Below are 23,639 nucleotides of genomic sequence, written 5' to 3'. Positions count from 1 at the left end.
GGCGGCGAGGGGGCGCCGCCAGGGGGCCGGCGGCGGGGCAGCTCGCGATCAGCCGCGGCGCTCCGCGACGTGCCCGTGTGACCGTCGCATGCCCCGCCACCGCCCGCGTTCCGGGGAGCCGCGCGTGTGCGCGGCGCTCCGGACCCGCACCGCCGTCAGGGGCGCAGGCCCGCCGACGCGAGGAGCCGGGCCAGGCGCTCCCGGTCCAGGGCGATGTCCCACGTCCAGCGGACCACGCGCAGGCCCGCCGCTCGGAGCCGGTCCTCCCGGACCTTCTCCTGCCAGAGCCGGTCCTCGACCGCCCGCTGGTCCCCCACCTCACCGACCCGGTACTTCAGCCGCCCGTCGAACTCCCCGACGAGGCCGAGGTGCTCCCACCAGAAGTCGACGCGTCCGATCAGCCCCGCGTCGTCCCGGACGTCGTGCTGCAGGACGGGCGCCGGGAGGCCGATCTCGATCATCCGGGCCCGGCTCAGCGACTCGCCCACGGACTCGGACGCGCCCGATGCCGCCGCCAGCACCGCCCGCGCCCGCCCGACGCCGCGGCCGCACCCGGCGGACGCCAGCTCGTCCTGGAGCGTGCTCGGTGCCACCCAGCCGACCCGCAGGGCGTGGTCCGCGGCGGCGAGCGCCGCGGGCAGGTCCCAGGTGCGCGCGAGATCCAGCACCGTGCGGGCCACGCCGGTCACGCGGACGCCGTCCACGACGGCCACGTGGTCCGGCACGGCAGCGACGCCGTGCCGGAGCACGACGGCGCTCGATCCGGGCCCGGTGGCGTGCGGGACGAGGACGTGCACCTGATCCGGCCACGGACCGATGCGCGGCAGCCGCCAGAGGGCCGCCGCCGCGTCGTGGCTGAACACCGGACGCCGCAGACGCCGCGCGGCGGCCAGCACCCGGAGCCGGTACCGCCCCGCCGCATCGAGCGCGTCCCACGCCTCCGGGTGCGTGTAGACCCCACGCCCGACCCGCACGAGCCCACCCGTGGCGGCCGCCCGCCGCAGCCCCAACCCGTCGAGCCCGACCCGCTCGACGTCCCGCGCGGCCACGAGCCCGTGCTGGTCCGTCGCGCTCCGGATGATCCCCTGCGTGCGTGCGTCCATCGACCCACCATGTCATCCCGGACCCGCCCCGAGGGCACGGTCCACAGCCCGACCTCGGCCGCTCTGACCAGCCATGACACCCAAACCGCCCGTACCGGACGCGTGGCCCGGCTCGGCCCGGCGCGGGCGCGTGCGACGGGGCGCCTTCCGAGCGGTGGCGGCACGATCCGAGGTGCCCCCGGTGACCGCCCGATGCCCCGCCGACCGCACGCGCGACTGCGCGACTGCGCGACCCGGGCATGCAGGAGGGCCCGGGCGCTGTGCGCCCGGGCCCTCCCGTGTGGTGCTTCCCCCGAAGGGGTCAGATCACTTGATGATCTTGGTGACGCGGCCCGAGCCGACGGTGCGGCCACCCTCGCGGATGGCGAAGCCGAGGCCCTCCTCCATGGCGATGGGCTGGATCAGCGTCACGGAGATCTCCGTGTTGTCGCCGGGCATGACCATCTCGGTGCCCTCGGGCAGCGTGATGACGCCAGTGACGTCCGTGGTCCGGAAGTAGAACTGCGGACGGTAGTTCGAGTAGAACGGGTTGTGACGCCCGCCCTCGTCCTTGGCCAGGATGTAGACCTGGCCCTCGAACTCGGTGTGCGGCGTGATCGAGCCCGGCTTCACGACGACCTGACCGCGCTCGACGTCCTCACGCTTGGTGCCGCGGAGCAGGAGGCCGCAGTTCTCGCCGGCCCACGCCTCGTCCATCTGCTTGTGGAACATCTCGATGCCGGTGACCGTGGTCTTCTGCGCCGGGCGGATGCCGACGATCTCGACCTCGGAGTTGATCGCGAGCTTGCCGCGGTCGACCTTGCCGGTGACGACGGTGCCACGACCGGTGATCGTGAAGACGTCCTCGATCGGCATGAGGAACGGCTTGTCCATGTCACGCACCGGCTCCGGCACGGACTCGTCCACGGCGTCCAGCAGGTCCTCGACGGACTTGACCCACTCCGGGTCGCCCTCGAGGGCCTTCAGGCCGGAGACGCGGATGACGGGCGCGTTGTCGCCGTCGAAGCCCTGCGACGACAGCAGCTCGCGGACCTCCATCTCGACGAGCTCGAGGATCTCCTCGTCGTCGACCATGTCGGACTTGTTGAGCGCCACGAGCAGGTAGGGCACGCCGACCTGACGGGCGAGCAGGACGTGCTCACGCGTCTGGGCCATCGGGCCGTCGGTGGCGGCGACCACGAGGATGGCGCCGTCCATCTGCGCCGCACCCGTGATCATGTTCTTGATGTAGTCGGCGTGACCCGGCGCGTCGACGTGAGCGTAGTGACGCTTCTCCGTCTGGTACTCGACGTGCGCGATGTTGATCGTGATGCCGCGCTGCTTCTCCTCCGGCGCCTTGTCGATCTCGTCGAACGGCGTGAAGGGGTTCAGGTCGGGGTACTTGTCGTGCAGCACCTTCGAGATGGCAGCGGTCAGCGTCGTCTTGCCGTGGTCGACGTGACCGATGGTCCCGATGTTGACGTGCGGCTTGGTCCGCTCGAACTTCGCCTTGCCCACTGGGTCCTCCTCAGGACTCTGGTGTAGAGATTGCCGAACGATGCGGGGGGCCGTGCGGCCCCCCGCGGACGTGCGGTCCTACGGGTCGGGTTGTTGGTCGTGCTCGGTTCGACCTGTGGGACTACTCGCCCCGGGTCTTCTTGATGATCTCGTCGGCAACATTCCGAGGCACCTCGGCGTAGCTGTCGAACTGCATCGAGTACACCGCACGACCCTGGGTCTTGGACCGCAGGTCGCCGACGTACCCGAACATCTCGGAGAGAGGAACCTGGGCGCGGATCACCTTCACGCCCGTCGCGTCCTCCATGGACTGGATCATCCCGCGTCGCGAGTTGATGTCGCCGATGACGTCGCCCATGTAGTCCTCGGGCGTGCGCACCTCGACGGCCATGATGGGCTCGAGGAGGACCGGGTCCGCCTTGCGGACGGCCTCCTTGAGGACCATCGAGCCCGCGATCTTGAACGCCATCTCGGACGAGTCGACGTCGTGCGCCGCACCGTCGAGGAGCGTCGCCTTGATGCCGACCAGCGGGAAGCCGGCCAGCACGCCCAGCTGCATCGCGCTCTGGATGCCCTGGTCGACCGACGGGATGTACTCGCGCGGGACGCGACCACCGGTGACGGCGTTCACGAACTCGTAGAGCTCGCCGCCCTCGGACTCCAGCGGCTCGAAGGTCATCTGGACCTTCGCGAACTGGCCGGAGCCACCCGTCTGCTTCTTGTGGGTGTAGTCGATCTTCTCCACCGTGCGGCGGATCGTCTCGCGGTACGCCACCTGCGGCTTGCCGACGTTCGCCTCGACCTTGAACTCGCGACGCATGCGGTCGACGAGGATGTCGAGGTGGAGCTCGCCCATGCCGCCGATGACGGTCTGGCCGGTCTCCTCGTCCAGGCGGACGCGGAAGGTCGGGTCCTCCTCGGCGAGCTTCTGGATCGCCGTGGAGAGCTTCTCCTGGTCGGCCTTCGTCTTGGGCTCGATGGCCACGTCGATGACCGGCTCGGGGAAGGTCATCGACTCGAGGATGACCTGCGCGTTCATGTCCGACAGGGTGTCACCGGTGGTGACGTCCTTCAGGCCGATGAACGCGTAGATGTGGCCCGCCGTCGCCTCGTCGACCGGGTTCTCCTTGTTGGCGTGCATCTGGAAGATCTTCCCGATGCGCTCCTTCTTGCCCTTGGTCGAGTTCATGACCTGGGCGCCCTGCACGACCTTCCCCGAGTACACGCGGATGAAGGTGAGCTTGCCGAAGAACGGGTGCGCGGCGATCTTGAACGCCAGGGCCGAGAACGGCTCGGAGGCGTCCGGGTGGCGCTCGACGACGACCTCCGCGTCCTTGACGTCGTGGCCCTGGATGGCCGGGACGTCGAGAGGCGACGGCAGGTAGTCGACGACGGCGTCGAGCATGGGCTGGACGCCCTTGTTCTTGAACGCCGAGCCGCACAGGACCGGGAACGCCTCGCCGGAGATGGTGAGCTTGCGGATGCCGGCCTTGATCTCGGCGACCGTGAGCTCCTCACCGCCCAGGAACTTCTCGAGCAGGTCGTCGTCCGTCTCGGCGACGGCCTCGAGCAGCTCGCTGCGGAACTGCTCGGCCCGGTCCTGGAGGTCGGCCGGGATCTCCTCGATGTCGTACTTCGCGCCCATCTCGGTCTCGCCGCGCCACACGAGCGCGCGCATCTCGACCAGGTCCACGACGCCGATGAAGTCGTTCTCGGCGCCGATCGGCAGCTGGATCACCAGCGGCTTGGCCTTGAGGCGGTTCACGATGGTGTCGACCGTGAAGTAGAAGTCCGCGCCCAGCTTGTCCATCTTGTTGACGAAGCAGATGCGGGGGACCTCGTACTTGTCGGCCTGGCGCCACACGGTCTCCGACTGGGGCTCCACGCCCTCCTTGCCGTCGAACACCGCGACCGCGCCGTCGAGCACGCGCAGCGAGCGCTCCACCTCGACGGTGAAGTCCACGTGACCGGGCGTGTCGATGACGTTGATCTGCGTCTCGTTCGCCTTGCCCTTGTTCCAGAAGGCGGTCACAGCAGCGGACGTGATCGTGATGCCACGCTCCTGCTCCTGCTCCATCCAGTCCGTGGTCGACGCACCGTCGTGGGTCTCGCCGATCTTGTAGTTGACGCCCGTGTAGTACAGGATCCGCTCGGTCGTCGTGGTCTTGCCGGCATCGATGTGCGCCATGATGCCGATGTTCCGGACCTTGTTCAGGTCCGTGAGCACGTCCAGTGCCACAGGTTCAGCCCCTCGGTAGTCGGGTCCGCCCTACTGCTGGGATTACCAGCGGTAGTGGGCGAACGCCTTGTTGGACTCGGCCATCTTGTGCATGTCCTCGCGGCGCTTGACCGCCGCGCCCAGGCCGTTGCTGGCGTCGAGGATCTCGTTCATGAGGCGCTCGGTCATGGTCTTCTCGCGGCGGGCGCGGGAGTAGTCCGTGAGCCAGCGCAGCGCGAGGGTGGTCTGGCGGACGGGGCGGACCTCGACCGGGACCTGGTAGGTCGCGCCACCGACGCGGCGGGACCGGACCTCGAGCGACGGGCGGACGTTGTCCAGCGCGCGCTTCAGCACGACGACCGGGTCGCCCTGGGTCTTCTCGCGGACGCCCTCGAGCGCGCCGTAGACGATGGCCTCCGCGACGGACTTCTTGCCGTCGAGCAGGACCTTGTTGATGAGCTGCGTCACCACCGGCGAGCCGTAGACCGGGTCGACGATCAGCGGGCGGCGGGGGGCGGGACCCTTACGAGGCATCGGTTCAGCCCTTCTTCGCGCCGTAGCGGCTGCGCGCCTGCTTACGGTTCTTCACGCCCTGGGTGTCCAGCGCGCCACGGATGATCTTGTAGCGGACACCGGGGAGGTCCTTCACACGGCCCCCGCGCACGAGCACGATCGAGTGCTCCTGGAGGTTGTGGCCCTCACCCGGGATGTACGCGGTCACCTCGATGCCCGAGGAGAGCTTGACGCGCGCGACCTTCCGCAGAGCCGAGTTCGGCTTCCTCGGGGTGGTCGTGTACACGCGGGTGCACACCCCGCGGCGCTGCGGGCTGCCCTTGAGGGCAGGCGTCTTCGACTTGTTCGTCTTCGCCTGCCGGCCCTTGCGGACCAGCTGCTGGATCGTAGGCACTACGTCTCCGTCTGTCGGATGGTCTGGTCTGACCGGCACCCGTCGCCCTGGACGGCCGGCACTGGTCCGGATCGTCGCCCGTCGCGCGACTACCCCGGTGGGTCTGGCGTCCCGAACCGACCCCCGCGCCCGGGCGTGTCGTCCCCGTCCTGCTCCGCACACCGGTCCCCGGGGGTCCGGGGTCGAGGTGCGGCTGGGGGCGGCCACCCTGCGCTCGACGGACGAGCGCGCGCGAGAGCCCGACGGCGCGGGCACGGTGTCCAACGTTACTCGCCGGTCCACGCACCGTCAAAGCAGCCGGTCGTGGTCCACAGGGAGTCAACGGCACTCCCCCGGCGGGTGTTCCCGAGGTCACACGATCCCCTCGGGAACGCCCGAGGGGGCCGGTCCGCGACGCGCGCGGCCCGACCCCCTCGGAACGTCACCTCAGCAGCTGCTGTCGGTACCGACCTCAGCGGTAGTCGCCGAAGTCGATGTCCTCGAGCGGGATCGCCTCGCCCGAGCCGAGGCCCAGGGCGGGGAAGTCGATCTCGTCGTAGCCGAAGGACGGGTACAGCTCGGCCTTCGCCTCCTCGGTGGGCTCCACCGACACCTCGTGGTAGCGGGGCAGGCCCGTACCGGCGGGGATCAGCTTGCCGAGGATGACGTTCTCCTTCAGGCCCAGCAGCGGGTCGGACCGGCCCGACATCGCGGCCTCGGTGAGGACGCGGGTCGTCTCCTGGAAGGACGCCGCCGACAGCCACGAGTCCGTCGCGAGCGACGCCTTCGTGATGCCCATCAGCTCCGGACGACCCGAGGCCGGCTGACCGCCCTCGGCGACCGCCCGGCGGTTCGCGTCCTCGAACCGGCCGCGCTCGGCCAGCTCGCCCGGCAGCAGGCCCGTGTCACCCGAGTCGAGCACGGTCACGCGCCGCAGCATCTGCCGCACGATGACCTCGATGTGCTTGTCGTGGATGTCCACGCCCTGGGAGTTGTAGACCTCCTGGACCTCGTCCACCAGGTGCTTCTGCGTGGCGCGCGGGCCGAGGATGCGCAGGACCTTCTTCGGGTCCACCGCGCCCTGGACGAGCTGCGTGCCGACCTCGACGTGGTCCCCGTCGCCGACCAGCAGGCGCGAGCGCTTGGTGATCGGGTAGGCGATCTCCTCGGAGCCGTCGTCCGGCGTGAGCACGATGCGGCGCGTCCGGTCGGCCTCGTCGATCGTGATGCGGCCGGAGAACTCCGCGATCGGGCTCTCACCCTTGGGGGTGCGGGCCTCGAAGAGCTCCTGGACACGCGGCAGACCCTGCGTGATGTCCTCCGCCGACGCGACACCACCGGTGTGGAAGGTGCGCATCGTCAGCTGGGTGCCGGGCTCGCCGATCGACTGGGCCGCGATGATGCCGACGGCCTCGCCGATGTCCACGAGCTTGCCGGTGGCCAGCGAGCGGCCGTAGCACTTCGCGCAGGTGCCCACGCGGGACTCGCAGGTGAGGACCGAGCGGACCTTCAGCTCCTGCACGCCGGCTGCCAGGAGGCGGTCCAGCAGCACGTCGCCGACGTCGTCGCCCGCGTTCCCGATGACCTCGCCGTCGATCTCGACGTCGGTGGCCAGGGTCCGCGAGTACACGGAGGTCTCGACCTTGTCGTGGCGGCGCAGGGTGCCGTCGGCGCCCGCGATGCCGATCGGCATCGTCAGGCCGCGCTCGGTCCCGCAGTCCTCCTCGCGGACGATGACGTCCTGGGAGACGTCCACCAGACGACGGGTCAGGTAGCCCGAGTCGGCGGTCCGCAGCGCGGTGTCCGCCAGACCCTTGCGGGCGCCGTGCGTCGCGATGAAGTACTCCAGGACCGACAGGCCCTCGCGGTAGTTGGACTTGATCGGGCGGGGGATGATCTCGCCCTTCGGGTTCGCCACGAGGCCGCGCATGCCGGCGATCTGACGGACCTGCATCCAGTTGCCACGCGCGCCCGAGCCGACCATGCGGAACACGGTGTTCCGGGCGGAGAAGTTCTCCTGCATGGCCTTGGCGACCTTGTCGGTGGCCTGCGTCCAGATCTCGATGAGCTCCTGGCGACGCTCGTCGTCGGTGATGAGGCCCTTGTCGTACTGGCCCTGCACCTTCGTCGCGCGCGCCTCGTGCTCCGCGAGGATCTCCGCCTTGGCCGTCGGCGCCGCGACGTCCGAGATGGAGATCGTCACGCCCGAGCGGGTGGCCCAGCGGAAGCCGGCCTCCTTCAGGGCGTCGAGCGAGGCCGCGACCTCGACCTTCGGGTACCGCTCCGCGAGGTCGTTGACGATCACGGACAGCCGCTTCTTGTCGACCACGCCGTTCTCGTACGGGTAGTCGACCGGCAGCAGCTCGTTGAACAGCGCGCGGCCGAGCGAGGTCTCGAACAGGAACGGCGCGTCCGGCGAGAAGCCCTCGGGCTCCTGGCCGGGGCCGAACACCAGGCCCTCCATGCGGATCTTGACGACCGCGTTGAGGTCCAGCGAGCCCTGGTCGAACGCCATGATCGCCTCGGCGACCGAGCTGAACGCGCGGCCCGCGCCCACCGCGTCCTCCTTGTCGGAGGTCAGGTGGAACAGGCCGATGATCATGTCCTGCGAGGGCATGGTCACCGGGCGGCCGTCGGACGGCTTGAGGATGTTGTTGCTCGAGAGCATGAGGATGCGGGCCTCGGCCTGCGCCTCCGCGCTCAGGGGCAGGTGGACGGCCATCTGGTCGCCGTCGAAGTCGGCGTTGAACGCGCCGCAGACGAGCGGGTGCAGGTGGATCGCCTTGCCCTCGACGAGCTGCGGCTCGAACGCCTGGATGCCCAGACGGTGCAGCGTGGGCGCACGGTTCAGCAGCACCGGGTGCTCGGTGATGACCTCCTCGAGCACGTCCCACACGACCGGGCGGGCGCGCTCGACCATGCGCTTGGCCGACTTGATGTTCTGCGCGTGGTTCAGGTCGACCAGGCGCTTCATCACGAACGGCTTGAACAGCTCGAGCGCCATCTGCTTGGGCAGGCCGCACTGGTGCAGCTTGAGCTGCGGGCCGACGACGATGACCGAACGGCCGGAGTAGTCGACGCGCTTGCCGAGCAGGTTCTGGCGGAACCGGCCCTGCTTGCCCTTGAGCATGTCGGAGATCGACTTCAGCGGGCGGTTGCCGGGGCCCGTGACCGGGCGGCCGCGGCGGCCGTTGTCGAACAGCGAGTCCACGGCCTCCTGGAGCATCCGCTTCTCGTTGTTGACGATGATCTCCGGCGCGCCCAGGTCCAGGAGCCGCTTGAGGCGGTTGTTCCGGTTGATGACGCGGCGGTACAGGTCGTTCAGGTCGGAGGTCGCGAAGCGGCCACCGTCCAGCTGCACCATCGGGCGCAGGTCCGGCGGGATGACCGGGACGGCGTCCAGGACCATGCCCGTCGGCGAGTTCGTCGTGGTGAGGAACGCGTTGACGACCTTGAGGCGCTTGAGCGCGCGGGTCTTCCGCTGGCCCTTGCCGGTGCGGATGATCTCGCGCAGGTTCTCGGCCTCGGCGTCCAGGTCGAACGCCTCGAGGCGCTTCTGGATCGCCGAGGCGCCCATCGAGCCCTCGAAGTAGTTGCCGTAGCGGTCCTGGAGCTGGCGGTACAGCAGCTCGTCACCCTCGAGGTCGGCGACCTTGAGGTTCTTGAACCGGTCCCAGATGGTGTCGAGGCGGTCGATCTCCGCGTCGGCGCGCTTGCGGATCTGCGCCATCTCGCGGTCGGCGGAGTCGCGGACCTTGCGGCGCGCGTCGGCCTTCGCACCCTCGGCCTCGAGCTCGGCCAGGTCGGCCTCGAGCTTCTGGGCGCGGGTGTTGATGTCGTTGTCGCGGCGGTCCGCGATCTCCTTGCGCTCCAGGTCGATCTCGTTCTGGAGGTTCGGGAGGTCCTCGTGCCGGCCCTCCTCGTCGACCCACGTGATCATGTAGGCCGCGAAGTAGATGACCTTCTCCAGGTCCTTCGGCGCCAGGTCCAGCAGGTAGCCGAGGCGCGAGGGCACGCCCTTGAAGAACCAGATGTGCGTGACGGGCGCGGCGAGCTCGATGTGGCCCATCCGCTCACGGCGGACCTTCGAGCGGGTCACCTCGACGCCGCAGCGCTCGCAGATGATGCCCTTGAAGCGCACGCGCTTGTACTTGCCGCAGTAGCACTCCCAGTCCCGGGTGGGACCGAAGATCTTCTCGCAGAAGAGCCCGTCCTTCTCCGGCTTCAGGGTCCGGTAGTTGATGGTCTCGGGCTTCTTCACCTCACCGTGCGACCAGGCACGGATGTCGTCGGCCGTGGCCAGGCCGATGCGCAGCTCGTCGAAGACGTTGACGTCGAGCAAGGGGTCCTACTTCCTTCGCTTGCCGGGCGCCGCGGTTGTCGCGGTCCGGCGGACGGAATGGTGCAAGGGGGTGCGGGCGGCCCGCCGGCCCCGGGGGGCCGGCGGACGCTCGGCGTCAGATCTCGTCGATGGAGCTCGCGGCGTTCGGGCGCCGGGACAGGTCGATGCCCAGCTCCTCCGCGGCGCGGTACACCTCGTCGTCGTTCTCGCGCATGTCGATCGAGACGCCGTCGGACGACAGCACCTCGACGTTCAGGCAGAGCGACTGCATCTCCTTGAGGAGGACCTTGAAGGACTCCGGGATGCCCGAGTCGGGGATGTTCTCCCCCTTGACGATGGCCTCGTACACCTTCACGCGGCCCGGGATGTCGTCCGACTTGATGGTCAGGAGCTCCTGCAGCGTGTAGGCCGCGCCGTACGCCTCGAGGGCCCACACCTCCATCTCGCCGAAGCGCTGGCCGCCGAACTGCGCCTTACCACCCAGCGGCTGCTGCGTGATCATCGAGTACGGGCCGGTCGACCGGGCGTGGATCTTGTCGTCCACGAGGTGGTGCAGCTTGAGGATGTACATGTAGCCGACGGCCACGGCCTCCGGGAACGGCTCGCCGGAGCGGCCGTCGAAGAGGCGGGCCTTGCCGTCGGTGCCGACCATGCGCTCGCCGTCGCGGTTCGGCAGCGTCGAGCCGAGCAGACCGGTGAGGGTCTCCTCCGGAACGCCGTCGAACACCGGCGTGGCGACCGGCATGCCCGGGGTCGACGACTTCGCGACCTCCGGCACCTCGTCGACCCAGGACAGGTCGCCCTCGGCCAGCTGCACGTCCCAGCCCTGCTTGGCGACCCACCCGAGGTGGACCTCCAGCACCTGGCCGACGTTCATGCGGCCGGGGACACCCATCGGGTTGAGGACGATGTCCACCGGGGTGCCGTCCGCGAGGAACGGCATGTCCTCGACGGGCAGGATCTTCGAGATGACGCCCTTGTTGCCGTGCCGGCCGGCGAGCTTGTCGCCGTCCGTGATCTTGCGGCGCTGGGCGATGTACACCCGGACGAGCTCGTTCACGCCGGCGGGCAGCTCGTCGCCGTCCTCGCGGTTGAACGTGCGCACCTCGATGACCGTGCCGGACTCGCCGTGCGGGACCTTGAGGGACGTGTCGCGGACCTCGCGGGCCTTCTCGCCGAAGATCGCGCGCAGCAGGCGCTCCTCCGGGGTCAGCTCGGTCTCGCCCTTCGGGGTGACCTTGCCGACCAGCACGTCGCCCGCGGAGACCTCGGCGCCGATGCGGATGATGCCGCGCTCGTCCAGGTCCGCCAGCACGTCCTCGGAGACGTTCGGGATGTCCCGCGTGATCTCCTCCGGGCCGAGCTTGGTGTCGCGGGCGTCGACCTCGTGCTCCTCGATGTGGATCGAGGACAGGACGTCGTCCTGCACGAGGCGCTGCGACAGGATGATCGCGTCCTCGTAGTTGTGGCCCTCCCACGACATGAACGCGACGAGCAGGTTGCGGCCGAGCGCGAGCTCGCCCTCGTCCGTCGCCGGGCCGTCCGCGAGCACCGAGCCGACCTCGACCCGCTGGCCCTGGTCGACCAGGACGCGCTGGTTGTAGGACGTGCCCTGGTTCGAGCGGCGGAACTTCGCCACGCGGTAGGTCGTCGTGGTGGCGTCGTCGTTCGCGACCGTGATGAGGTCCGCCGACACCTCGGTGACCACGCCGGCCTTCGACGCGACGATCACGTCGCCCGCGTCGACCGCCGCGCGCCACTCCATGCCGGTGCCGACCAGCGGCGCCTCGGAGCGGACCAGCGGCACGGCCTGGCGCTGCATGTTCGCGCCCATGAGCGCGCGGTTCGCGTCGTCGTGCTCGAGGAACGGGATGAGCGCGGTACCGACCGACACCATCTGGCGCGGGGAGACGTCGACGTAGTCGACGACCTCGGCCGGGACGTCCTCGGTGTCGCCACCCTTGACGCGGACCAGGACGGTGTCCTCGGCGAACCGGCCGTCCTCGCGCACGGCCGCGTTGGCCTGGGCGATGACGTAGCGGTCCTCGTCGTCGGCGGTGAGGTAGTGCACCTCGTCCGTGACGCGGCCGTTCTCGACCTTCCGGTACGGGGTCTCGACGAAGCCGAACGGGTTGATCCGGCCGAACGTCGCGAGCGAGCCGATCAGACCGATGTTCGGACCCTCGGGGGTCTCGATCGGGCACATGCGGCCGTAGTGCGACGGGTGGACGTCACGGACCTCCATGCCGGCGCGGTCGCGGGACAGACCACCCGGGCCCAGCGCGGACAGGCGACGCTTGTGCGTCAGGCCGGCGAGCGGGTTGTTCTGGTCCATGAACTGGCTGAGCTGGGAGGTGCCGAAGAACTCCTTGATCGACGCCACCACCGGGCGGATGTTGATCAGGGTCTGCGGCGTGATCGCCTCGACGTCCTGGGTCGTCATGCGCTCGCGCACGACGCGCTCCATCCGGGACAGGCCCGTGCGGACCTGGTTCTGGATGAGCTCGCCCACGGCGCGGATGCGGCGGTTGCCGAAGTGGTCGATGTCGTCGGTCTCGACGCGGACCTCGATCGCCTCGCCGCCGCGGCGGCCCGGCAGGGTCGACACGTCGGCGTGCAGCGCGGCCACGTACTTGATCGCGGCGACGATGTCGTCCTTCGACAGCACCGAGTCCGCGAGCGGCACGTCGATGCCGAGCTTCTTGTTCAGCTTGTAGCGGCCGACCTTCGCCAGGTCGTAGCGCTTGGGGTTGAAGTAGAAGTTCTCGATCAGCGCGCGGCCGGCCTCGACGGTCGGCGGCTCGCCCGGGCGGATCTTGCGGTACAGGTCGAGCAGCGCCTCGTCCTGGGTCTGGACGTGGTCCTTCTCCAGGGTGTCGATGACGGCGGGGAACTGCGCGAACTCCTCGCGGATCTCCGACTCGGTCATGCCGAGGGCCTTGAGCAGCACCGTGGCGTTCTGCTTGCGCTTGCGGTCGACGCGGACGCCGACGTTGTCGCGCTTGTCGATCTCGAACTCCAGCCAGGCACCGCGGCTCGGGATGACCTTGACCGTGAAGACGTCCTTGTCCGACGTCTTGTCCGGGGTGCGCTCGAAGTACACGCCCGGGGAGCGGACGAGCTGCGACACGACGACGCGCTCGGTGCCGTTGATGATGAACGTGCCGCGGTCGCTCATGAGCGGGAAGTCGCCCATGAAGACCGTCTGGCTCTTGATCTCACCGGTGGTGTAGTTCACGAACTCCGCGGTCACGAACAGCGGCGCGGCGTAGGTGAAGTCCTTCTCCTTGCACTCGTCGGCCGTGTACTTCGGCGGCTCGAAACGGTGCTCGCGGAACGACAGCGACATGGTGCCGCCGAAGTCCTCGATGGGGGAGATCTCCTCGAAGATCTCCTCCAGTCCAGCGGTCTCCGGGACGTCCTGCCGGCCGGCCTCGAGAGCGGCGGCGACCCGGGCCTGCCACTTCTCGTTGCCGAGCAGCCAGTCGAAGCTCTCCGTCTGGAGCCCGAGGAGGTCGGGGACCTCGAGGGGCTCGTCGATCCGGGCGAAGGAGACGCGGCGGGAGATCGTACGGTTCGCGATGGCTTCGGACGTTGCGGAGGAGGTGCGCGAGGCAGCCAAGAGGGGTCCTTCCCAGCAGATCGAGTTCCCTGCGCCGTGCCCGGCGGTTCGCGATCCCCCGGCCTCGGGCCCCCAGGGCATCGCGTACTACGATGCCTGGTGGGCGCGGGTTATACGGGATCGCGGGCACAGGCCAGCGCAAAGCGCTAGCGTAGTACAAGCCTGGCGCCATGTCCACCTGCCGTGGTATGGGGCCTGCGTCACGCCGCACTCCCGGCGCCGCACACGACCGCCGTACACGACGAGGCCCGCCCCGCGGGTGCAGGACGGGCCTCGTGCGAGAGGTCCGGGTCAGCGGCGGACCGCGACCCGGGCGCGGGTCACTTGAGGGTGACGGTGGCGCCGGCGCCCTCGAGGGCGGCCTTGGCCTTGTCCGCGGTCTCCTTGTTGACGTTCTCCAGGACCGGCTTCGGCGCGCCGTCCACGAGGTCCTTGGCCTCCTTCAGACCGAGAGAGGTCAGGCCGCGCACCTCCTTGATGACCTGGATCTTCTTGTCGCCGGCGGCCTCGAGGATGACGTCGAACTCGTCCTTCTCCTCCTCGGCGGCGGCGTCGGCACCGGCACCGCCGGCGGCCGGGGCGGCGACGGCCACGGCGGCCGGGGCGGCCGCGGTGACCTCGAAGACGTCCTCGAACGCCTTCACGAACTCGGAGAGCTCGATGAGGGTGAGGCCCTTGAACTGCTCGATGAGCTCGTCGGTGGTGAGCTTCGCCATGATGGCGGTTCCTTCCGTTCGGGTCCTCACCGGTCACGTCGACCGGCGAGGAAGGGTGTGAGCGCCGAAAGCCCTGGTGGCTCAGGCAGCGGTGTCGGCGGTCTCCTGCTTGACGCGGAGAGCCTCGACGGTGCGCACGGCCTGGGACGCGGGAGCGGTGAACAGGTAAGCCGCCTGGAACAGCTTGGCCTTCATCGCGCCGGCAGCCTTGGCCAGCAGGACCTCGCGGGACTCGAGGTCCGCGAGCTTGGTGACCTCCGCAGCGGTCAGGGCGCGCCCGTCGAGGACACCGCCCTTGATGACCAGTGCGGGGTTCGCCTTGGCGAAGTCACGCAGACCCTTGGCGGCCTCGACCGGGTCCCCGGTGACGAAGGCGATCGCGGACGGGCCCTTGAGCGCGTCGGAGATCCCCTCGATACCGGCTTCCTTGGCCGCGATCGCGGTCAGCGTGTTCTTCACCACGGCGTAGTTCGCGTTGCCGCCGAGCGACCGTCGCAGCGTCTTGAGCTGCTTGACGGTGAGCCCGCGGTACTCGGTCAGCACGGCCGCGTTGGACTCGCGGAACAGGTCCACGATCTCCGCGACGGCGGCTGCCTTGTCCGGCCTCGCCATGGCAATCCTTCCGATGGTGGTGCCGCCGGGCGTCGTCCTCGACCCCGCACACGAGAAGAGCCCCGGCGCAGGCCGGGGCTCGCATCCCGCACGCTCACGCGCACGACCATCGAATCCTCGCCTGCGCGGGCCTCCGCCGGAGCGGGACTTCGGGCGGCCTCCGGACGCGCCCCACGGAAGCGGGACGAGCACGGGAGCCGACGACCTGCGGTCTTGGGCAGCGACCAGAGTACGGCACGCGCGGGCCTCCCCCAAATCCGCACCTCCGCGGCCTCGCGCCCGCACGCCGGGACAGGACCGCGTCGCCGAGATCAGGGGTGCGGGAGGTGCGCGGCCAGGAGCTCCGCGAGGTGCACGCCCTGGACGCCGGCGAGCTGGTCGGCCTGCGTGCGGCACGAGTACCCGTCGGCCAGGTACACGTCGCCGGGCGCCGCCTCCCGGAGGGCCGGGAGCAGCGCGTGCTCCGCCACCTGCACCGACACGTCGTAGTGGCCCGCCTCCATGCCGAAGTTCCCCGCGAGCCCGCAGCAGCCGGCGAGCGTCGAGAACGTCGCCCCGGCGTCGCGCAGCAGCGTCCGGTCCGCGGTGTACGTCATGACGGCGTGGTGGTGGCAGTGCGGCTGCACGACGGCGGTGACGTCGGACAGGTCCGGCAGCTGCCACCGGTCCCCCGGCCCGACGGGCGCCGGCGCGGTGAGCAGCTCGGCGAGCGTCCGGGTGGCGCGGGCGACGGCGACGGCGCGCGGATCGCCGGGCAGCAGGTCGAGCAGGTCGGAGCGGAGCACGGCGGTGCAGGACGGCTCGAGGCCGACGATCGGGACGCCGTTCACCGCGTACGGCCCCAGGACCTCGAGCAGGTGGGTCAGCCGCTTGCGGGCGCCGTCGAGCTGGCCGGTGGAGATCCACGTGAGGCCGCAGCACGCGTCGTGGTCGGGGACGAGGACCTCGTACCCGGCGGCGCGCAGCACCCGGACGGCCGCGACGGGGACCGAGGGGGCGAGCGCGTCGCTGAACGAGTCGGTCCACAGCAGCACGGGCGGGCGCCCGGACGTGGCGGTGACGGCCAGGTCGGCGCCGGTCGCGGGCGCTCCCCCGCGGCGGACGTCCACCTCGCCGCGGCGCACGCGGGACCGGAACGGCTTCGGCGCGAAGTCGACCATCGTGCGGCGGGTGTCCATGCCGCCGGCGCGCAGCACGAGCCGCGCGAGCGGCCGCACCCCGAGCACCGCGTTCGCGAGCCGCGCCAGGCCGGGCACGCCGGTGACCAGGCGGGTCCAGCGCGGCAGCCAGCCGAGCGCGTAGTGGTTGACCGGGCGCAGGCGGCCGCGGTACGTGCGGTGCAGCACCTCGGCCTTGTACTGCGCCATGTCGACGCCGGCGGGGCAGTCGGACGAGCAGGCCTTGCAGGACAGGCACAGGTCGAGGACCTCGTGCACCTCGGGCGAGGACCAGCCGCGGGACACCAGCGTGCCGTTGGCCATCTCCTGCAGGACGCGGGCGCGGCCGCGGGTGGAGTCCTTCTCGTCGCGCGTCGCCAGGTACGAGGGGCACATGAACCCGCCCGCGGCGCTCGAGTCCGCCCGGCACTTGCCGACGCCGACGCAGCGGTGCACCGCCGTGGTGAAGTCGCCGTGGTCGTGCTCGTACGCGAACCCGCCGTGGCCGGCCGGGATCGGGCGGGCGTGCGGGCGGCGCAGGTCCGCGTCGAGCGGGCGCGGCCGGACGAGCACGCCCGGGTTCAGCAGGTCGTCGGGGTCGAGCAGGTCCTTGAACGCCTCGAACGCCGCGATGGCGCGCGACGAGTACATGACCGGCAGCAGCTCGGACCGGGCCCGGCCGTCGCCGTGCTCCCCCGACAGCGAGCCGCCGTGCTGGGCGACCAGGTGGGCGGCGTCGGTCATGAACGCGCGCAGCGGGTCGCCGGACCGCTCCATCGGCACGTCGAGCCGCAGGTGCACGCACCCGTCCCCGAAGTGCCCGTAGGCCAGGCCGTCCACGCCGTGCGACGCCATGAGCGCCTCGAGCTCCCGCAGGTACCCGCCGAGCCGCTCCGGCGGGACCGCGGAGTCCTCGAAGCCGGGCCACGCCTGCTCGCCGGACGGGGTGCGGCCGCCGAGCCCGGCGCCGTCCTCGCGGATCCGCCACATCGCGGCGGCCTCGGGCCCGGGCGGGAAGACGCCGACGGCGCGGGTGCCGGCGTCGGCCGCGAGCGCGCGCGCCCGGTCCATCGCCTCGTCCAGGGTGTCGCCGCCGACCTCGACCATCATCCAGCCGGCGCCCTCGGGCAGCGGCGGCACGGCGGCGGCGCCCTTGACCCGCCGGACGACGTCGACCAGGCGCGCGTCCATGCCCTCGATGGCCAGCGGCCGGTGCGCGAGCAGCGCGGGGACGGCGTCGGCGGCGGTCGCCATGTCGGGGTAGCCGAGGACGACGAGCACGGGCGCGGCCGACACGGGCACCAGCCGGACGGTCGCGCCGAGCAGGGTGACGACCGTGCCCTCCGTGCCGACCAGGGCCTTGGCGAGGTCGGCGCCCTTCTCGGGCAGCAGGTGCTCCAGGGAGTAGCCGGACACCTGGCGGCCGAACCGGCCGAGCTCGGTGCGCAGCAGGTCCATCTCCGAGCGGACCAGCGCGTCCAGGCCCGGGACCGGGTCCAGGCCGCGGCCGGCGGTGAACCGGCGCCCGCGGCCGTCGACCACGTCGAGCTCGAGCACGTTGTCGGCGGTCCGCCCGTACGCCACGGCGCGGGGCCCGCAGGCGTTGTTGCCGATCATCCCGCCGAGCGTGGCCCGCGCCTGGGTCGACGGGTCCGGGCCGAAGCGCAGGCCGTGCGGCGCGGCCTCCTTCTGGAGCATCGCCATGACGACGCCGGGCTCGACGCGGGCGGTAGCCGTGCCGGGGTCCACGTCGAGCACCCGGTTGACGTGCCGCGACCAGTCGAGGACGACGCCGGTGCCCACGGCGTTGCCGGCCACGGAGGTGCCGCCGCCGCGGGACGTGACGGGGGCGCCCAGGCCGCGCGCGACCTCGAGGGCCGCGAGCGCGTCGTCCACGTCGCGCGGGAACACGACCACGGACGGGACCACGCGGTAGTTCGACGCGTCGGTCGCGTACTCGGCGCGGCGGCGGGACGAGTCGTCCACCCCGCCCGCGACGGCGGCGCGCAGGGCGCGGACGAGCTCGGCGGCGTCGGCGGCCCGGGAGGCGTCGGGGGCGGCGTCCGGGGCGGGGGACGTGGCGGTCGGCACGCGCCTCAGTGTTCCACCGCCCCCGCGGCGGGTCGCGGGACGTCCACCACGCGGGCGGGGCGGGCGGGGCGGGCGGGGCGGCGGCGCCGGACCGGCGCGGGGTCAGCGCCGGGTCAGCGCCGGGCGGGCCCGCCCGCGAAGGGGCAGCCGCCGCACGCCGGCGCGGTCCGCTCCCCCGTGCCGCAGCCCGAGCAGCCGAGCTCCAGCGCCTCGGCCGGCGTGACCACGCCGAGGCGCACCCAGTGGTCCACCGCGGCCTCGGCGAGCCCCGGGTCGATGCCGAGCCGCGCCGCCGCGGCGTGCGGGCGCGCGCCCGTGCGCACCTCCGCCAGCACCGCGTCGAGGACGCTCACAGCAGCCGGCCGACCTGGAACACCGCGACCGCGAGCACCCACGCCACCGCGAGCTGCACGCCGACCGCGCCCGCCGTCCAGCGCCAGCCGTACAGCCGCCGCTGCTCGCCGACGGTCGCCAGGCACGGCGTGTAGGCCAGCACGAACACCATGAACGCCACCGCCGCCGCGGCCGCGTGCCCGCCGGACGTCCGCTCGAACGTCGCGCGGATCCGGGCGCCCAGGTCGCCGGCGTGCGCGGGGTCCTCGGGCTCCTCGACGGCGTACGACTGCGCGAACGACCCGACCACGACCTCCTTGGCGACGAAGCCCGTCGCGAGCGCCGCGGACATGTGCCAGTCGTCGAACCCCGCGGGCGCGAACACCGGGGCGATCGCCTCCGCCGTGCGGCCGTACAGGCTGTCGCCCACCGGGACGTCGCCGACGGTGTGCTCGCCGGTGACCGGAACCGCCATGAGGAGCCAGACCACGGTCAGGGTGGCGACGATGATCCGCCCGGCCTTCGTCACGAACGACGCGACCCGCGACCACGCCGACAGCAGCAGCGCCCGGACCCGCGGCCGCTGGTAGGCGGGCAGGGCGAGCACCAGCGGCTCGCGGCGCAGGTCCCGGAACAGCGTCCGGCGCAGGGCCAGGCCGCCGAGAACGACCAGCGCGATGCTCGCGACGTACATCGCGAAGATCGCCGTGCCCGCGCTGTCCGGGAAGAACACCCCCGCGATGAGGATGTAGACGGTGAGCCGCGCCGGGCACGACGTGTACGGCACGAGCAGGCCGGTGAGCAGCCGGCTGCGGGCGTCCGGCAGCGCGCGCGTCGCGGACAGCGCCGGCAGGTTGCAGCCGAAGCCCACCACCAGCGGCAGCATCGCGCGGCCGTCCAGCCCGATGGCGCGCATCGCGCGGTCGGCGACGAACGCGGCGCGGGCCAGGTAGCCGGAGTCCTCCAGCAGCGCGAGCGCGAGGAACACCAGGGCCATGAGCGGGGCGAACGACAGCACCGTGCCGACGCCCGCGAGGACGCCGTCGACGAGCAGGCCCTCGACCCAGGCGGGCCCGGGGAGCCAGCCGCGCAGCCAGTCGGCCAGCGTGCCGTTGACCAGCCCGTCGACGCCGTCGATCAGCGGGCCGGCGACCGTGGTCGCGAGCTGGAACATCGCCCACATGACGACGAGGAACACCGGGATGCCGCACCACGGGTCGAGCAGCAGGCGGTCCACCCGGTCCGAGAGCGTCCGGACGGGCGCGGCCGGCGGGGCGTCGTCGGCGGCGAGCGCGCGCTGCACGCCCTCGGCCCAGTCGAACAGCGCGGCGGCGTCCTCGAGGTCCGCGCCACCGTCGACCGCGGCCAGCCCGCGCACCGCGGGCGCCCCGCCGTCGGCGAGCGCCCCCGCGACCGCGTCGGCCAGCCCGGTCAGCCCGCGGCCCGCGCGCGGGTCCACCGCGACCACGGGCACGCCGAGCACCTCGGCCATCCGCGCCGCGTCCACCCGGACGCCGCGCGCGGCGGCCACGTCGGACATGGTCACCGCGACCACGACCGCGGCACCCGACCGGGCGGCCTGCGCCAGCAGGTACAGCGACCGGCCCAGCGCGGTGGCGTCGACCAGCACGACGGCGAGGTCCGGCGCGCCGACGCTCCCCCGGCCTGCGACGGCGTCCGCGGTGACCCGCTCGTCGGGCGACCGGGCCAGCAGGCTGTAGGTCCCGGGCAGGTCGACGAGCCGGACGCGCGGGCGGTCGGGGCCGTCGGCCGGCAGGCGCCACGTCCCCACCTGGAGCTCCACGGTGGTGCCGGGCGCGTTGACGACCTTCTGCCGCGCCCCGGTCAGCGCGTTGAACAGCGTCGACTTGCCGACGTTCGGGTTGCCGACGAGCACGACCGTCGGCGTGCGGGTGTCGAGCGCGACCGCCGCGGGGGCGGGCTCGTGGCAGCTCACGCGGCACCGCCGGGCGGGGTCGCCCCGGTCGCCCCGGACGCGTCGGCCGCGCCCAGCTCGATCCGCGCGCACGTCGCGGCGTCCACGGCGAACCGCTCGGCGCCGATCGCCACCACCCGGCCACCGAACGCAGCCCGGTGCGTGACCCGCAGGACCGCGCCGGGGCGCAGCCCGAGCTCGCCGGCGCGGAACCGGGCGGCGTCCGGCATGTCGACGGCGAGCACCCGGGCGTCGGTGCCGGGCGGCCAGTGCGCGAGGTCCATGGTGCCGACGCTATTGGTGAGGCAAGCCTCTCCTCATGGGACCCAGGTCCCCGCTCATCGGTAGGCGTCGGCCCGGTGGGCGATCCGCACCACGAGCAGGACGTGCGTGTCCGGGTCGAGAGCGAACAGGACCCGGTAGTCCCCCCGACGCGCCGAGCGAAGCCCCTCGAGCTCGTACCGCAGAGGCTTGGACATGCGGATGGGGTCCCCGGGCAGCGTCGCCGTCACGAACTCGACCACCGCGCCGGCGACGCGCGGCGGCAGGCGGTCCAGGGATCGCACCGCGCTCGGCGCGACCTGGACCGCCCACCCCGGCTGCTCCCGGGTCACAGCGGCGGGAGGCCGTACCGCGCGCGCAGGTCCGCGCCGGACGCCGTGCGACCCTCCGCGGCGGCGGCGCGGGCACCTTCGACGTCCTCGCGGACGCCGGGCTGCGACAGCCACGCCAGGGTCTCGTGCAGGGAGTCGAGGTCGTCCGCCGACATGATGACGGCGGCGCCGTGCCCGTGCCGCGTGATCTGGATGATCTCGTGCGTGGTCGCCGCCTCGTCCACCAGGGCGGACAGATGCGCCTTCGCCTCACTCAGGGCCACGGTCCTCATGTCGCGATTCTAGGCCGACTTGTGGTCCAGCACTAGTCTGATTTCGGACCACGCGCTCAGTCCAGCGCGGCGTCCAGCGTGATCTCCGTGCCGGTGAGCGCCTTGCTCACGGGGCAGGTGGCCTTCGCGTCCTGCGCGGCCTGCTGGAACCCGGCCTCGTCCAGGCCGGACACCTCGCCGCGGACCGTCAGCGCGATGCGGCTGATCCGGAAGCCGCCCGCCGGGTCGGGGCTGAGCGTGACGTCGGCGGTGACCTCGAGCGCCTCGGGCGTGCCGCCGGCCTCGCCGATCAGGGCCGAGAGCTGCATCGCGTAGCAGGACGAGTGCGCCGCAGCGACCAGCTCCTCGGGGCTGGTGGTGCCGCCGGCCTCGTCGGCCGCGCGCTTCGGGAACGACACGTCGTACGTGCCGACCTTCGAGCTGCTGAGCTCCACCTGCCCGCCGCCCTCGTTCAGCGTGCCGTTCCAGGCGGTGCGTGCGGTGCGTGTGGGCATGTCGGGGCTCCTCACGGGTGCGGGCTCGACGGCCGGGCGGCCGCCGCGACCACGGTAGGTCGGCCCGCGGGGCGCCGCACCCCCGTGGGCGGGATCAGCCCACGTACTCCCAGTGCCACGGCTCGGGCTTCGAGCCGTTGGCCCGCGCCCAGTCCGGCAGCGTCCAGCCGTACTCCTCGGCGTGCGCGAGCATCCAGTCGTGCTGGTCGGTGCCGAAGGTGTAGGCGTTCCCGCCGAGGTCGACGGCGGTGCCGGTCCCGTGGTTGGACGTGCCCGGCGTCGCGCACAGGCTGCCCTTCTGCTGGCGGCAGGCGACCTGCTGGCTGTAGGACCGGTAGGAGTCGGTGATCACGAGATTCGTCCCGAACGCCGCGGCGAACCCGGCGTTCAGCTGCTCCAGGGCCTCGGCCGCGTCGCAGCGGAGCTGCTGACCGGGCGCGAACCCGAGCTCGCAGAGCGCGGACGCGGGGATCTTGCCGTTCGCGTAGGCGTCCAGCGACGTCCGCTGGGCCTCCTTGCGGGCGGCGGCCTCGGCGGCGGCGCGGGCCGCCGCGACCTCCTGCGTCTGCTGGGTGACGACCTGCAGCTCGGCGGTCAGCGTGGCGACACGCTCGACGGCGGCGGTCAGCCGGACCGTCGCGGGGTCGTCGACCGACCCGTCCTCGGTGGCCGGCGTCGCGCCGGCGCTCGGCGCGGCGGTGGGCGCGGCCTCGAGGCTGAGCTCGTCGGAGGCCGTGGTGGCACCGGCCGCGGCGGCGGCGTCGGCCTGCGCGGTGGCGCCGGCTGCGGCGACCGCGCTCGCGAGTGCCTCGCCGGACAGCACCGGCGACAGCGCGGCGTCCGGCTCGAGCGCGGCGATCGCCGGCTGCTGCGCCTGGGTGGCGGCGATGAGGGTGTCCAGCTCGGCGACCGCGGTGCTGAGCTCCGTCATCGCGTCCGCCGGGACCGCGGACGCCTGCGCGTCGGCCTTGGCGGTGTCGGCCTGCTGCGCCGTGGTGCTCGCGAGGACGACGGCGGCGGAGCGCTCCTGGACGACCTCGGGCGCGAGGGTGGCCGACCGGTCACCTGCGGCAGCCTCGGGGGTCTCGTCGGAGGTCGCGGCGCCGACGGCGCCGCGCTGCGCCCCGGCGGGGGTCAGCGCGAAGCCGCCGACGCCGAGGGCCAGGCCGAGGGCGACCGCGCCCTGGGCCACGCGGGTGGCCGACCGGCGCGGCGGGCGGGTGCGGCGGCGCTCGGCGCGGTTCAGGGGCGCGTCGGCGGTCGCGAGGGTGGCGACGGCGGGGACCCCGCGCGCGGGGGTGCGCAGGGTGGCCCGGCCGTCGGCGCGGTGCGCACCGCGGTGCGCGGCGGTCGCGGCGCGGCGGCCACCCGGGGCGGCGGCCCGGCGGCCCGCGGCGGCGGACTCGCGCGGCGCGGCAGGGGTGCCGGCGGCCGGGGTCGCGGCGGCCGGGGTCGCGGCGGCGGCCCGGCGGCCGCGGCGGGTGGCCTCGGCGGCGGTGGAGGTGGCGGGCGTGCTGGCGGAGGGGGTGGTGGGGGACGTCACGGGGCTGCGTGCTGCACCTTCGGTCGGGATCGTCGGGGTCGACGCGGGCGGGGCCGTCGCGCGGGCGACGGTCGCGGCGTCGGTCCGGCCGGCGGGCGCGGCGGCGCCCACCTCCCGTCCGGGACGGGTGGGCGTGCCTGCCTCAGGGGCGGTCGGGCCCGCGACACCGCGCGGGGCTGCGGCATGCCGCCCGCGAGACGTGC

At 72.5% G+C, this 23,639-nt stretch carries 17 protein-coding genes; all 17 read right to left on the bottom strand.

Going from position 1 to position 23,639, the window contains the following annotated elements; genetic code table 11:
• Positions 1-155 precede the first annotated feature (155 nt).
• The 17 genes from HNR08_RS12270 to HNR08_RS22745 all read right to left on the bottom strand — a co-directional run bounded on the left by HNR08_RS12270 (position 156) and on the right by HNR08_RS22745 (position 23,436).
• Complete coding sequence (locus tag HNR08_RS12270; RefSeq protein ID WP_146838623.1) at positions 156-1,103, bottom strand: hypothetical protein; 948 nt, start codon at positions 1,101-1,103, stop codon at positions 156-158.
• A 306-nt stretch (positions 1,104-1,409) separates the two neighbouring features.
• Positions 1,410-2,600, bottom strand: a complete 1,191-nt coding sequence (gene tuf, locus HNR08_RS12265) for an elongation factor Tu (protein ID WP_146838625.1) — start codon at positions 2,598-2,600, stop codon at positions 1,410-1,412.
• A gap of 121 nt (positions 2,601-2,721) precedes the next feature.
• A complete protein-coding gene (gene fusA / locus HNR08_RS12260; RefSeq protein ID WP_146838627.1) occupies positions 2,722-4,839 on the bottom strand; it encodes an elongation factor G in 2,118 nt (705 codons plus the stop codon).
• A gap of 42 nt (positions 4,840-4,881) precedes the next feature.
• Positions 4,882-5,352: a 30S ribosomal protein S7 gene (rpsG, locus tag HNR08_RS12255; RefSeq protein ID WP_122147699.1), complete on the bottom strand. Its 471-nt coding sequence runs from the start codon at positions 5,350-5,352 to the stop codon at positions 4,882-4,884.
• 4 nt (positions 5,353-5,356) lie between these two features.
• Entirely contained in the window at positions 5,357-5,725 is a 369-nt protein-coding gene (rpsL, locus tag HNR08_RS12250; protein ID WP_146838629.1) for a 30S ribosomal protein S12, read from the bottom strand.
• Between the two features lie 451 nt (positions 5,726-6,176).
• Positions 6,177-10,046, bottom strand: coding sequence for a DNA-directed RNA polymerase subunit beta' (locus tag HNR08_RS12245; RefSeq protein WP_168431147.1), 3,870 nt, complete (start codon positions 10,044-10,046; stop codon positions 6,177-6,179).
• A 115-nt stretch (positions 10,047-10,161) separates the two neighbouring features.
• Complete coding sequence (gene rpoB, locus HNR08_RS12240) at positions 10,162-13,668, bottom strand: DNA-directed RNA polymerase subunit beta (protein ID WP_168431148.1); 3,507 nt, start codon at positions 13,666-13,668, stop codon at positions 10,162-10,164.
• Positions 13,669-13,988: 320 nt separating this feature from the next.
• Positions 13,989-14,384 (bottom strand): 50S ribosomal protein L7/L12, encoded by a 396-nt coding sequence (gene rplL / locus HNR08_RS12235; protein ID WP_146840772.1) that lies wholly within the window; start codon positions 14,382-14,384, stop codon positions 13,989-13,991.
• Positions 14,385-14,465: 81 nt separating this feature from the next.
• A complete protein-coding gene (gene rplJ / locus HNR08_RS12230; RefSeq protein ID WP_146840773.1) occupies positions 14,466-14,996 on the bottom strand; it encodes a 50S ribosomal protein L10 in 531 nt (176 codons plus the stop codon).
• 311 nt (positions 14,997-15,307) lie between these two features.
• Entirely contained in the window at positions 15,308-18,244 is a 2,937-nt protein-coding gene (locus tag HNR08_RS12225) for an FAD-binding and (Fe-S)-binding domain-containing protein (RefSeq protein WP_146840774.1), read from the bottom strand.
• Between the two features lie 113 nt (positions 18,245-18,357).
• Positions 18,358-18,597, bottom strand: coding sequence for a hypothetical protein (locus tag HNR08_RS12220; RefSeq protein ID WP_146840775.1), 240 nt, complete (start codon positions 18,595-18,597; stop codon positions 18,358-18,360).
• The gene (feoB, locus tag HNR08_RS12215; RefSeq protein WP_146840776.1) at positions 18,594-20,534 is read right to left on the bottom strand and encodes a ferrous iron transport protein B; all 1,941 of its coding nucleotides are present in this window, start codon (positions 20,532-20,534) and stop codon (positions 18,594-18,596) included. Before feoB ends, HNR08_RS12220 begins: the two co-directional genes overlap by 4 nt.
• Entirely contained in the window at positions 20,531-20,797 is a 267-nt protein-coding gene (locus HNR08_RS12210) for a FeoA family protein (protein WP_146840777.1), read from the bottom strand. The genes feoB and HNR08_RS12210 overlap by 4 nt, the downstream gene beginning before the upstream one ends.
• 54 nt (positions 20,798-20,851) lie before the next feature.
• On the bottom strand, positions 20,852-21,127 hold the full coding sequence (locus HNR08_RS12205; RefSeq protein ID WP_146840778.1) for a type II toxin-antitoxin system RelE family toxin: 276 nt from the start codon (positions 21,125-21,127) through the stop codon (positions 20,852-20,854).
• Positions 21,124-21,399, bottom strand: a complete 276-nt coding sequence (locus HNR08_RS12200) for a type II toxin-antitoxin system Phd/YefM family antitoxin (RefSeq protein WP_168432249.1) — start codon at positions 21,397-21,399, stop codon at positions 21,124-21,126. The genes HNR08_RS12205 and HNR08_RS12200 overlap by 4 nt, the downstream gene beginning before the upstream one ends.
• A gap of 56 nt (positions 21,400-21,455) precedes the next feature.
• On the bottom strand, positions 21,456-21,893 hold the full coding sequence (locus HNR08_RS12195) for an OsmC family protein (RefSeq protein WP_146839788.1): 438 nt from the start codon (positions 21,891-21,893) through the stop codon (positions 21,456-21,458).
• Positions 21,894-21,987: 94 nt separating this feature from the next.
• The gene (locus HNR08_RS22745; protein WP_146839790.1) at positions 21,988-23,436 is read right to left on the bottom strand and encodes a M15 family metallopeptidase; all 1,449 of its coding nucleotides are present in this window, start codon (positions 23,434-23,436) and stop codon (positions 21,988-21,990) included.
• Positions 23,437-23,639: the final 203 nt, after the last annotated feature.

The sequence above is a fragment of the Cellulomonas hominis genome, assembly GCF_014201095.1.
In the GTDB taxonomy this organism is placed as follows: Bacteria; Actinomycetota; Actinomycetes; order Actinomycetales; family Cellulomonadaceae; genus Cellulomonas; species Cellulomonas hominis.
This window is presented reverse-complemented; position numbering and strand designations above follow the sequence as displayed.